Here is a 13,015-nt window from a genome sequence, read left to right as displayed (position 1 = left end):
GTTATAATAGAGTCATGAGGAGGCGGTTTATATGTTAACTATGGATTCAAAAATTAATAAACAAATCGCTAAAAATTTAGAATTAGAAGGTATGAAAGTTTCTAAAGAACAGCAACAGTTAATACTGGAAGTTATTAATTCTAATAAAAAAATTACCAACGAAATAATTAGGAAAATAGCCTTAAAATGACAAAGTATAATACACAAGGCCAAGAGGAGTATTTATTAAAATCTAATCTTTTGGGTGCGCAAAATATGAAAGAACTCGAGCAGCTCGAAAGAGTTGCTTTTTATTTATCGTCTTCGAAAATAGAAGAAGATGGTTTAGATTTCTTGTTACCCCTTAGCCCCAATACAGTAACTATACTGCATAAAAAATTATTCGGTGATTTATATGTATTTGGAGGAGAAATAAGAGATAAAACGTTAATGAAAGATAAAACAAGGTTTTGTGAACCTCAATTTATAGAAGAACAATTAAGTATATTATGCAGAGCAATAAATAATGAAAGTTCATGGAATTCCGTAGAGGAAGCTGCAGAGCGATTGTCTTACTTTAAAACAGAGTTGAATATGATCCATCCATTCCGTGAAGGAAATGGAAGAACTATCCGATTGGTAATTAGAGAGGTCGCTAAGAGTAAGGGTTACGATTGGAGTATAGATCTGATGGATAATAATGAGTATATGGAAGCTATGATTTCATCTCAATATGACACGGGAAAGCTAGAAAAAGTATTTTTAAAATCGTTAAGGGAATTTTAATAATGAAAATGTTAAATTATGCTTTTCAATGGGAGTAGTTTTATGTCCAGAATGTATGAAATCAAAGCGCGTGCTATTGAAGATAATCCTGAGCGTAAAATGACATATGATACGGAAGCCATTCGTCTTAAAACTGCAGTTATAGTAATGCACAGGTGAGCACTACTGTGGAAATGCTGAGCTGGATTACTCAAGCTGTGGGTAAAGAACTCGAAATGAGTATTGTATAAATCTGAAAAGAAAAAACACTAATTGATTTGCTGCATTCATTGTATTAATAGATAGGAAGCGTTCGGGTAACCGGATGCTTTTTTATTTTATTACGCATCAAAGCTTTAATAATATACTGAAAGTTTCATTATCTGTGGTAATAATATTTTATAATTATGATTATCAACTTAAACTTATATTTCCTTAAGCCTCTTACATAATATTTTAATAGTGTTATAATTATCTATTGCAGGATATATTTGTAAATATAATTTTTATGAAAAAGATACGGGGGTAAATGAAATGGCGAATGAAAAGCAATTTTCACGACGTGATTTCTTAAAAACCACAGGAGTTGCTACTGGAGGCATTATCGGTGGCAGCCTGCTCGGTGGCTTGATTGGTTTTAATGTGCAGGACGCAGAGAATGATGAAGCTGTCACGGACAATGAATCCCACAATGCCGGAGACTCAAATGACAGTAGTGATCTCGGCGCAAATATTCCGGAACAAGGACGCGTATTCTTCAGCAATGATGAAGATTTCAACACTATTGAAGCGGCTATGGAAAGAATATTTCCTGAATCAGATATGGGACCGGGTGCAAAAGAACTCGGTGCAGCTTACTTTTTAGATGGTCAGCTTGCAGGTGCATACGGACATAATTCGAGAGAATATATGCAAGGACCTTTCCACGAAGGAAAAGAAACACAGGGTTATCAATCTAATTTAAACCGTGCATCATACTTTAAACTTGGAATTCGAAAATTGCAAGATGAAGCAAGCGATCGGCACGATACATCGTTCGCCGAATTAGAAGCTGAGCAGCAGGACGATATTTTGAAAGACTTTGAAACAGATGAAGTTGATTTCAATGTCCCTAAAAGTACAGCGACAGCAGGCTTTTTCTTTCAGCTGTTACGTACTGCAACCTTAGAGGGTGTATATTCAGATCCGATTTACAGAGGAAATAGAGATATGGCCGGGTGGAAGATGAAACAGTTCCCGGGACATCAGCATTCTTATTTAGATACCATTGATACCGATGAATTTCAGGATATCGAGCCAATGCCTAATTTTGGCTAGGAAGTTGAGATTGTAGGAGGATAAGGAAATGGCAAAAGAGTTAGATAAAGTAGACGTTATAACGATTGGAGCCGGCTGGACAGGCGGAATTGTTGCTGCAGAAACTGCGAAAGAAGGACTGAAAGTTAAAAGTTTAGAGCGTGGACCTTACCGGGATACCACTGATTATCAGCATGTGCATGATGAATTGAAGTATGCCCAGCGCTACGAACTGATGCAGGACACTTCAGTTGAAACTTTAACTTTTAGAAATTCCAGAGACGAACGTGCACTGCCTGTCCGTCGTTTAGGTTCATTTTTACCTGGTAATGGACGAGGGGGCGCCGGTACGCACTGGAATGGTCAAACTGACCGTTACATGCCTTATGATTTTGAAATTAAGACAATGACAGAAGAAAAGTACGGAAAAGATAAACTTGGAGAAGATTCTGGTCTTCGTTATCGCGACTGGGGTATCACCTTTGATGAGATGGAAAAATACTATGATAAATTCGAAAAAACTGCTGGGGTAAGCGGTGAAGAAAACCCGCTCGGTGAAGAGCGTTCAAGTCCATATCCAAACCCGCCGATGATTAAAACAAAAACTTTAAAAATGTTTGAAAAAGCAGCTCAAGAGTTAGATTTACATCCAATTATGATGCCGTCTGCTAACATGTCACAGAATTATGAGAATCCTGACGGTGAAGTGTTGAATCAGTGTCAATATTGCGCCTTCTGTGAACGTTTCGCATGTGAGTATGATGCAAAAGCAACTCCTGATGTGACTGTATTAAAAACAGCAGAAAAAACTGGAAACTATGAAGTCCGCTATAATTCAAACGTGACTGAAATTGTTACCGATGAAGATGATGATAAAAAAGTAACTGGTGTGAAGTTCATAGATACTGAAACGCGAGAGGAATTTTTCCAGCCAGCAGATATTGTTGTCTTAACGAGCTTCCTGTTTAATAACTATAAATTGCTCAGAGTTTCAGAGATTGGCGAACAATATGACCCTGAAACAGAGGAAGGAACACTCGGTAGTAATTATTGTTACCAAACAGGTTTGGGTGCTACCGGTTTCTTTGATGAACAGTTCAATACATTTATGGGTGCAGGTGCGCTTGGTATGATTCTGGATGATTTTAACGGTGATAACTTTGATCATGATGACCTTGATTTTATACACGGCGGATCAATTCACTTTGTTCAAACAGGCGACCGTCCTATCTTATCGAACACAATCCGTAAGGGTACTCCTGAGTGGGGAGAAGAATTTAAAAAAGAATCAATTAATAACTTTACAAGAACCTTAGAAGTGTATTCGATGGCCCATACTGGACCGCATAGAGATCATTACTTGGATTTAGATGATACATACAAGGATGCATTCGGAAATTCACAAGTCATGCTCACCTATAATTGGACAGAACAAGATAATGCCAGAAATAAATATCTGACAGAACGATGTGAAGAAATTGTAGAAAAAATGGGTGCTAATCATATAGATGTAGAAAATGATGATATCGGTGAATACGATATTGTACCTTATCAATCAACTAACATCTCAGGGGGTACACCGATGGGGACAGATCCTGAGAATAGTGTAGTAAACACGTGGCTACAGCACTGGGATCGCGACAACTTGTTTGTTGCAGGCTCGAGTACATTTGTACACAACTCCGGAAATAACCCGACAGGAACAGTCGGTGCGATAGCATATCGCTGTGCTGAAGGAATAATTAAATATCATAAAGACGAACAGAGATTAGAAGATTAAAATAAACACACGCAAAATTTGCGTGTGTTTATTTTTGATATTTCAAGATAATCATTAGAAGCTCTATTTTACAAAAAAGAGTTAATAAGATTTAAAATACCTATCTGGGGTATAAGAATAGAATTAGTTACAAATAGGAGGTATTTTAAATGAAGAGCAAGAAGTTTTTATCAGCAACCATTATCTCAGCAGGTCTGCTGCTCGCTTCGTGCAGTAATGCTGAAGAAGAGCCGGCTGAAGAAGGAACGCCAGGGAAACCACTGGAGGAAGAGGGAAGTCATGAAGAAATGGATCATTCTAGTTCCGGAGAAGTACCTGACACTCTCGAGGAGGCTGAGGATCCAAAATATCCTGTAGACAGTGAAGCGATGATACTTACTGATCATATGCCGGGTATGGATGGTGCTATCGCAACGATTACCGGTGCGTATGACACGACAGCTTATGAAGTATCGTATACTCCGACAACTGGCGGTGACCCGGTAGAGAATCATAAGTGGGTAGTGCATGAAGAATTGGAAGACCCAGGTGAGGCGCCCTTGGAGCAAGGTGACGAAGCAGTCATGAATGCTACTCATATGGAAGGCATGGAAGGCGCAACAGCCACTGTGGATTCAGCTGAACAGACTACCGTATATATGATTAGTTACGTGGATACGGAAACCGGAGATCCGGTCGAAAATCACAAATGGGTAACTGAAGCAGAACTCGAAGCTGCAGAATAGAATTACTAGGATAAAGAACATCGCTGTCAGTAAATCTGGCAGCGATGTTTAATTTTAAACCTTAAAATCCGTTTAATTAAGCGAATTTTATTGATTTTTATTCCATTTCATAATGTTCTATAACGTAATCAATAATTTCGGACAGCTGTTTAACCCGAGAAACTTGTACGTGTTTGGAAATGGTCGAGACAGATCTTTGCGTCAGTTTTGCTATTTCCTTCTGACTGATTCCTGTTAAATAATACTGCATGACTTCCTGCTGCAGAGGGGTCACAGTTCTGAAAATATCAGTCGCATACATTAACGCAATTTCGATACCTTTTGGCATATCAGGACTTGAGAAATCCTGCACTTTTGATTTTTTAATTGCTTCAAGCGATTCTCTTACTGCTTTTATAGCAGGGTGGTCCCAGCGGTCCGGATTGTATTCAGGATAAGAATCATCTACGGTATGGAAACTGCATTTTAAAGGAAAATTTGAAGCAGGCCATAATGATTTTGCGTAAAATGATAACAAAATAGTGTAATACGGCTGTGAGGATATGATAAACAGCTCTTCACCCATACGGTAATTCATATATAGTTTATTATTGTCTGTATTTAAACTTCGAAGTTTGCGTTCTATGAATGAGAGATGGTTATATATTTCAGGAGGCGCCTTCGTACTGTTAGACACGTCCAAAATCAGCATAGATATTATGGAAATCAGCTCCTTTATGTAGTGCTTATATTGTATTATAATTCGTCTTAAAAGGCGAATCGATATTTTAAGTTCGTTTAAATAGACGAATTCTGTAGAATCGAAGATAGAGCCTAATAGACCTGTGGTAGTATTTGGAAAATCTCAGAAACAGAATACGTAGGAGGGGAAGAATACAGGGGATTTATAAAAGATAAAGCTAAATCTATGAGAAAATATAACTTGTTTTACTTAATATATACTTTAAGATGTGATACAAAATACTTTATTAATTTTGTCAGCGGAGGGAATTATGGGAGAAATAGAAAGTTTAAATGAATGGGTTAACTATTTGAGTGTGATACTGACTGTTATTAGTATTATTTTAACGGCTTATCAATTATCTCAAGAGCATAAAGATGGCACTTCTTATATGAATATTTCGCTTTATGAGGAGAGATACAAAAATGAGATTAAGAATAATCAAACGGAACCGAATAATATATTGGGTGTCGTATCAGGACTGTTAATTATATTTTTGGTACTGTCATTCAATCAAGTAATAATTATAGTCATTTTATTAATAGGTATTATTGCTATTTTCCGTAGTATTATTATTGCAAAACAAGAAAGAATAAAAGTTGGAAGAGTTATAGTGAAACATATTATCTTTTTACTAATTTTATTATCTTCACTATATATACCTGATTTCATAATAAAGTATAGTCAACAATTGCCTGAACTAGATTTTTCAAGTTTCTCTAATTTATTTACGACAGCTTTATCAGGGTTTATGGCAATTTTTAAAATGGGAATGGATTTTAATGAGACATGGCCTATTTTTATCTTTGTGATTATGAGGATTTTCCTCTACACATATATGTTGTCCTACTTTATAAAGAACATCATCAAAATCAACATATATAAAGAAGCCTTCAAGTTATTAGGTAGGAATTATTTTTTGAAGATGTTAATTTTAGTTATTTTATTGCTATCATTAGTATTCATCGATTTTTACTATGGATTTATTGAAACAATAATAAATGCTATCTCGGATTGGATGACACGATAATTCGTCATAAAAGAAAGATATGTATATAGAAAAACATATAATATATAAGTAACAAAAATCGCTGACATATTATACTGCCAGCGATTTTTGTGTTTCCTATCATGAAAGTTACATAGAGGAAACGGAAATATTTTAAGTATGCTTCATCTTTGGAGAATGATTTTGCGCAATTCACTTATTTGAACAAAGTACAACACCAGAGACGCGTCGTATTTTGCCAGTCCTTCAGATACGACGGTGTTTTGGTGTAGTCCTTTAACAGTGTTTGGAGTATGACAGGGTGTCGCCGTTGGATTTGAACAGAGGTTGAGATACGACGGGCATTTCGCGTCGTACTTTATAAGAGTTTCAAGTACAGCGCCGCTTCACCGTCGTACTTGAACGCGGACAACCCCTAACCAAAGGGTCCAGCGTCCCCGCATAGGCGGGGAGACCTTTATCGTCTGACCAAGCATTTCAATAAATTCCTTAAATAAGGCTTGCCTGTCCATGTATTAGATGAAACACACGATGAAATCTGTTACTATATTAGAGATTGAGAATTGATGAACGGGAGTGCCATTATGCAATTTACAGAGTTATCTTTAGAAGAATTCAATGACTATACGAAGCAGAATTTCAGTCATTTTACCCAGACGGAACAAAATTATAAATTAAAAAAAGACAGCGGCATTGAAACTTATTTAGTCGGTGTCAAAGATGGGGATACGGTGAAGGCGGCCTGCCTCATTACACTGACACCCGTAATGAAAGTGTTTAAATATGCATATACCAACAGAGGCCCGGTACTCGATTACAGCGATGAAGCAGTGTTCAAAACTTTCTTTGACGGCTTGACAAAGTTCTTAAAACCGAAGAAGGTCATGTACCTGCGTGTCGATCCGTACGAAGTGATAAACAAACGCAACCACGAAGGTGAAGTCATCGAAAGCATGGAGAACGATTATATCTTCGATAATTTTAAAGCATTGGGCTATGAGCATGACGGCTTTAAAAACGGGTTTGACCCGATTGTGCAGGTTCGCTGGCATTCGGTGCTGAATCTGGCAGGGAAAGATAAAAAAGAAGTCTTTGATGATATGGATAATCTCAGACGGAGAAATATTAAAAAAGCGGAGAAGCACGGTCTGCACATTAAATATTTAGACCTGGATAATATCGATATCTTCCGCAAGTTCATGAAGGATACTTCGGAGATGAAGGAATTCTTCGACAGAGATGACAGTTTTTATATAGACAGAAAACGCTACTTTAAAGATCAGGTCATGATTCCGATGGTCTATGTGGATCTTGAAGATTATAATGCATCTATTGCCAAGGAGAAGGCGAAGATGGAAAAGAATATAGATAAAGCGGAACGTGCGCTTGAGCGTGATCCGGATAATGAGAAGAACCAGAACAAGGTGAAGAACCTGACTGAACAGCTGGAGAACATTGATGCGAAATTACAGGAAGGTAAAGAGCTGCTTGAATCTCACGGCAAAGAATTGCCGCTGTCGAGTGCTTACTTTATCGTCACACCGCATGAAGTAACATACCTGTCCGGCGGGACTGATAACGACTTCAGACATTTCGCGGGAAGCTATTTAATCCAGTGGACGATGATTCAGTATGCCCTGGATCAGGGTATAGACCAGTATAACTTCTACGGCATCAGCGGAGACTTTACGGAGAATGCCGAAGACTACGGCGTCATTCAGTTTAAAAAAGGATTCAATGCTGTCGTGAATGAATATATCGGGGACTTTATCAAACCGATTAATGGACCTGCTTATAAAACATATCAAATGATTAATAAAATACGAGGGTAAAAGAGAAAGCCTAATCAGATTGATGATTAGGCTTTTTATCAAACAAAAAAAGGGTGTTAGATATGAAAGTGCGTGTAGGACTGATTGCGGTAGAAGATAATATAGATTTTATAGCTAAGGTATTGGGAGAGTACCAAGAGATAATTGTAGTGAAAATTAATCATACCAAAGAAGAAGAATTACACAGTTTAATGTCCGAACATGAAAATTCAGTGGATGTATGGTTGTTTTCAGGATATTCGCCATATATATACGCAACAAGAATTCCAACAGCTCATCCTTTATTTTATTTTGAGTACTCTGGTTCAAGCTTATATAAGTCACTCTACTTACTTTTAAAAGAAAAAGGATTAAATGTTAATCAGATGAGTTTTGATACAATCAAAAGTGAAGAAATAGAAACTGTATTCAAAGAACTAAAGATGTCCTTTGACGAAAGTCGAGTTATTGAAAATATTGAAAATCTTGATAAAGTTGTTGACCATCATAAACGATTGTATGAGAACGGTGATACAGTCATCGCTTTGACTTGCGTTTGGAATATTCAACAACAATTACTTGAGCTGAATATTCCTGTCGAAAGGATTACTTTAGCAGTAAGTAGTATAAAAGCAACGACCAATCTTTTATTAAGACATATGGAAATGGAAAAATTTAAAGACACGCAAATTGCTGTCCAAATGATTGAAATTGATTCTTTAAGAAATAGGAATAACTATATTGATACATCAGATGAACTTCACCATATGGAAATGAGAAATGTATCAGATTTACTATATTATTCTAAAAAAATAAATGGTTCTTTAAAGGAAATAGGACCAGGGAGATATGCTATATTTTCAACGCGTGGAATGATGAAGAATGTGACTAAAGATTTCACTGAAAAATTTTCTTTTAAAAGTGCTAAGTCGTTAAATTTAGATGTTGTAATATCAGGTATAGGTCTCGGAAAAACAGCTTATGAAGCAGAAACGAACTCATTAAAAGCTTTACACAATGCTCAGCAAAGAGGAGTAGGTTCCTGGTACGTACATTTTCAAGATAAAAAAATAATTGGGCCACTAAGTTCGTCTCAATTGACCATAATGGACTCCGATCAAGAGAAATACAAAGAAATTAGTAATCAAACTTCATTGAGTTTAAATACAATAATAAATATAGCAACAGCTATGAAAGAAAGAGATGAAGACACATTCACAGCTAACGCTATGGCAAACGCATTGAGTATACAGCCGAGAAGTGCGAGAAGAGTACTGATGTTATTAGAACAAGCGGGTTTCGCTGAGAAAAATGGTGAAGATCAAGCTTTAAAGCAAGGCCGTCCAAGAAAAAAATATAAAATTAAGTTTAAGTAGGTTCAAAAGACAGGATACAAACCCTGTCTTTTTTTATTATATGAAATTTTCAAAATATTTATTGACAATGCGATAAAATTAAAATATATTATGGTCATGACCGAAAATAGTCCGAAAAGAGGGGTAAAATGCAACAAATTACAGATGATTTATTTCAGGATATGCTAAGGTGGCGTCGATATTTACATGAGAATCCTGAACTGTCTAATCATGAATCAAATACAGTTGATTACATAATCAAAGAGTTAAATTCTTTTGATGGGAACTTTGAACTTGTTCGGCCTACACCAACCAGCGTTATTGCTAAGTTAAAAGGAAACAACACTGATAAAACAGTAGTGCTTCGATCTGATATTGATGCTTTGCCAATTGACGAGCAGACAGATTTATCATTTAAATCAAGTAAAGGAGGTATCATGCATGCCTGTGGTCATGATGGGCATACTGCAATGTTACTAGCTGCTGCTAAAACATTAGGAGAAAAGGAGAAAGAAATCGATGGACAAATTTGGTTTCTCTTTCAACATGCAGAAGAATTAGCGACTGGAGCGTTGGAAATCTTGAGTACCGGTCATTTATCGGAAGCAGACTACATTTTTGGTGTTCATTTAAATAACAATTTCCCGGTAGGACAATTTGGTCTTGCTTCAGGAAGAATGATGTCTGCCTCAGATGGATTTTCAATTGATATCAAAGGTAAAGGCGGACATGCGGCTATGCCACATACAACAACAGATGCAATATATGTCGGCACACAGTTAATTAATGCATTTAATCAAGTAGTTGCTAGACAAGTTGATGCAAATGATCAAGCAATTATTTCTGTCACAACATTTAATGCCGGATTTGCTAATAATGTAATGCCGGATAATGCTAAATTATCGGGATGCATCAGAAGTTTCTCAGAAAAAACAAGAATTTTTTTGAAAGAAAAAATGAAAACGATTACAGACCATTTTGCGTTAGTATCTGATTGTAATATTGAGATGAAATGGCAAAGAGGTGCTGATGCTGTCATCAATACACCTTATCTTACAGAGGCTGTAGCTAACTTAATTAATGAAAAAATTGACGATGGGAAAGCAGTCGAAATTATGCCGCAAATGATTAGCGAAGATTTTGGCTCATATTTAAAAGAGATTCCTGGAAACTTTTTATTCGTAGGATCTGGTAACCCTGAAGCAAACATTGATAAAGCATTGCACCATCCGAAATTTACTTTTGATGAAGAAGCAATGAAATATGGAGCAGCGTTGCATATTCAAACAGCATTAAAAATGTCTAGTTATAAAGAAGATTGACTTTTTAGGTAAATTTGCAACCAAGGGGGATGAAATATGAATAAACAGAACAAAAGGGTTGGAAAAAAACAGTTCGCTCTGCCACATATATATGTAATTTTAGTAATAATGATAATTGTGGCATACTTAGCAACTTTAATTGTACCATCTGGTAAATTTCAAACAGAAGAGGGCCCGACAGGAGCCGAGGTATTAATACCAGGTACATTCGAAGTTATTGAAAAAACATACTTAAGTATATCGGATTTATTATTTTCGATTCCTGAAGGGCTTATACAAGCATCTGAAATATTCTTTGGAATATTGATGATCGGCGGTATGTTCGCAGTTCTTGAAAAAACAGGCATTATTGAACTGGGAATTAGTAAATTAGCACATTCTTTTGCAAACCGTGGAGTATTAATTATTCCTTTTTTAATGATTCCAATGGCACTTTTAACCGCTTTTACAGGGGCGGTAGAACTCGTTTTAGTATATGTACCTGTTGTCATCCCACTTATGTTGAAACTTGGATATGACAGAATTACAGGAACTGCTATTGCACTAATTTCGACAATTGCAGGTTACTCTTTAGCATTAACAGCACCTGCGACAGTTGGTATTGCACAACAATTGGTTGAGCTTAAACTATATTCAGGGATTGGCTATAGAATGATTGCTCTAGCAATTTTTTTGACTATAGGTATTGTCTTTTTAATGAAGTACGCACTTAAAGTTAAGAAAGATCCTAAACAAAGTCTACTCTATGGTGATCATGAAGTAGATGCAGAGTTTGAGCAAGATATAACAAATATTCCAAAAGCGACAACAAGGCAATTGATTGCAACGTTTGTGATTTTAGCAGGAGTAATTTTGATGATTTATGGACTCATCAATTGGGGTTGGTATTTTAAAGAACTTGCTGGACTATATGCAGGGATAGGTATTTTAACAGGTTTAATTGTTGGAATGAAGTTAGATACTATAGCAATTGCCTTCAATGAAGGATTTAAAAATATTATCCTAGGGGCAGCAGTAGTTGGTTTAGCTAGAGCAGTGTCGGTTATTCTTAATGACGGTCAAATTATCGATACAATCGTCAATGGATTAGGTGTCATTACTCAAATTGTACCTCACTCAATTACACCAACAATTATGATGGCAGTACAAGGTCTGCTGAACTTTGTTATTCCATCATCCAGTGGACAAGCGATGATTTCCATGCCGATTATGGGCGGGCTGGCTGATATCACAGGGGTATCAAGACAAGTGTCAGTCCTTGCTTTCCAAATTGGTGATGGGTTCAGTCATATTTTTTATCCGACATCGGGTTATTTCATGGCGACATTAGCACTTTCTAAGATACCGTATACTAAGTGGCTGAAGTTTATAATCCCATTAATTATAACTTGGTATTTAGTCGGTGCTATATTACTTGTTATTGCACAGTTAATAAATTGGCAGTAATTTATAGGAGGAACTGGAATGAAGATTTGTTTTATACAAAATGATCCTATAGTTGTACCAGGAACTATTTTAGAATGGATTGAAAAAAATAATCATGAAGTAGAAATTTATAAATCATATGAGGAGTATAATTTGCCTGATACGAATGACTTCGATCTGGCTATAATTTTGGGCGGTCGAATGGGTGCTTATGAAGAAAAAGAGTATCCGGCATTAACTAAAGTTAAGGAATGGACCAAGCACAATATAGATGAAGATAAACATATTTTAGGTATTTGTCTAGGCGCACAGATTATTGCGGATGTTACTGGGGGTGAAGCAAAACCTCACGATAAACCGGAAGTCGGTTGGTATAATGTAGAGTTTAATGAAAAGGTTAATTCACATCACTTACTTAAGAATAATGTTTCTAATAGTAAATTTTATGAGTTCCACTTTGATTCAGTAGAATTGCCAGAGAAAGCCATTTTATTAGGATCTAGTGAAAGAACGGATAATCAAATATTTGCAATTGGTGATAAAGTGTTAGCTACACAATTTCATCCAGAATTCAATATTAAGAGTATCGAAGATGCACTCAATCATACTAATGAAGAGAAAGCTAAAATGTATTATGCACAATCAGTAGAAGAGATGAAAAATGATACTTATGTTGAGAATAGTAAGAAATGGCTATTTAATATTTTAGATAACTTTGAATCATCAATAAAGAATTAAGGGAAATCTGATCAGTATGCACTGGTCAGATTTTTTATTTCAAGCTTAAATATATCATGACTAAAGTTGTCATGTACTATGATATAGTT

General features: G+C 36.1%; 12 protein-coding genes. 11 read left to right on the top strand and 1 reads right to left on the bottom strand.

The window, feature by feature from the left end; all coding sequences use genetic code 11:
- Positions 1-31: 31 nt before the first annotated feature.
- The 5 genes from MHH58_RS06870 (at position 32) to MHH58_RS06850 (ending at position 4,545) form a co-directional block, all read left to right on the top strand.
- Positions 32-190, top strand: coding sequence for a hypothetical protein (locus MHH58_RS06870; RefSeq protein ID WP_341345422.1), 159 nt, complete (start codon positions 32-34; stop codon positions 188-190).
- Positions 187-765 (top strand): Fic/DOC family protein, encoded by a 579-nt coding sequence (locus MHH58_RS06865; RefSeq protein ID WP_341345421.1) that lies wholly within the window; start codon positions 187-189, stop codon positions 763-765. Before MHH58_RS06870 ends, MHH58_RS06865 begins: the two co-directional genes overlap by 4 nt.
- A gap of 513 nt (positions 766-1,278) precedes the next feature.
- Positions 1,279-2,061, top strand: a complete 783-nt coding sequence (locus MHH58_RS06860; RefSeq protein ID WP_341345420.1) for a gluconate 2-dehydrogenase subunit 3 family protein — start codon at positions 1,279-1,281, stop codon at positions 2,059-2,061.
- Positions 2,062-2,089: 28 nt separating this feature from the next.
- On the top strand, positions 2,090-3,820 hold the full coding sequence (locus MHH58_RS06855) for a GMC family oxidoreductase (protein WP_341345419.1): 1,731 nt from the start codon (positions 2,090-2,092) through the stop codon (positions 3,818-3,820).
- A 149-nt stretch (positions 3,821-3,969) separates the two neighbouring features.
- The gene (locus tag MHH58_RS06850; protein ID WP_135096954.1) at positions 3,970-4,545 is read left to right on the top strand and encodes a YdhK family protein; all 576 of its coding nucleotides are present in this window, start codon (positions 3,970-3,972) and stop codon (positions 4,543-4,545) included.
- 97 nt (positions 4,546-4,642) lie between these two features.
- Here the strand turns inward: MHH58_RS06850 and MHH58_RS06845 are convergent, their stop codons facing one another.
- Positions 4,643-5,122 carry a helix-turn-helix transcriptional regulator gene (locus MHH58_RS06845; RefSeq protein WP_341345418.1) on the bottom strand — a complete coding sequence of 160 codons (480 nt, stop codon included), beginning with the start codon at positions 5,120-5,122 and terminating at the stop codon, positions 4,643-4,645.
- A 415-nt stretch (positions 5,123-5,537) separates the two neighbouring features.
- Here MHH58_RS06845 and MHH58_RS06840 point away from each other — a divergent pair, with 415 nt between their 5' ends.
- From MHH58_RS06840 to MHH58_RS06815, 6 genes are all read left to right on the top strand, one after another.
- Positions 5,538-6,296, top strand: a complete 759-nt coding sequence (locus MHH58_RS06840) for a hypothetical protein (RefSeq protein ID WP_341345417.1) — start codon at positions 5,538-5,540, stop codon at positions 6,294-6,296.
- A 563-nt stretch (positions 6,297-6,859) separates the two neighbouring features.
- Positions 6,860-8,107: an aminoacyltransferase gene (locus MHH58_RS06835; RefSeq protein WP_341345416.1), complete on the top strand. Its 1,248-nt coding sequence runs from the start codon at positions 6,860-6,862 to the stop codon at positions 8,105-8,107.
- A 62-nt stretch (positions 8,108-8,169) separates the two neighbouring features.
- Entirely contained in the window at positions 8,170-9,462 is a 1,293-nt protein-coding gene (locus MHH58_RS06830; protein ID WP_341345415.1) for a hypothetical protein, read from the top strand.
- 128 nt (positions 9,463-9,590) lie between these two features.
- Positions 9,591-10,763 carry a M20 metallopeptidase family protein gene (locus MHH58_RS06825; protein ID WP_341345414.1) on the top strand — a complete coding sequence of 391 codons (1,173 nt, stop codon included), beginning with the start codon at positions 9,591-9,593 and terminating at the stop codon, positions 10,761-10,763.
- Between the two features lie 36 nt (positions 10,764-10,799).
- Positions 10,800-12,209 carry a YfcC family protein gene (locus tag MHH58_RS06820; protein ID WP_341345413.1) on the top strand — a complete coding sequence of 470 codons (1,410 nt, stop codon included), beginning with the start codon at positions 10,800-10,802 and terminating at the stop codon, positions 12,207-12,209.
- A gap of 18 nt (positions 12,210-12,227) precedes the next feature.
- Complete coding sequence (locus MHH58_RS06815; RefSeq protein ID WP_341345412.1) at positions 12,228-12,926, top strand: type 1 glutamine amidotransferase; 699 nt, start codon at positions 12,228-12,230, stop codon at positions 12,924-12,926.
- The last annotated feature ends 89 nt before the right edge of the window (positions 12,927-13,015 follow it).

The sequence above is a fragment of the Jeotgalicoccus sp. FSL K6-3177 genome (assembly GCF_038050175.1).
Classification (GTDB): Bacteria; Bacillota; Bacilli; order Staphylococcales; family Salinicoccaceae; genus Jeotgalicoccus; species Jeotgalicoccus nanhaiensis.
The sequence above is the reverse complement of the archived record's forward strand: the minus strand, read 5'-3'. Positions and strand labels throughout refer to the sequence as shown.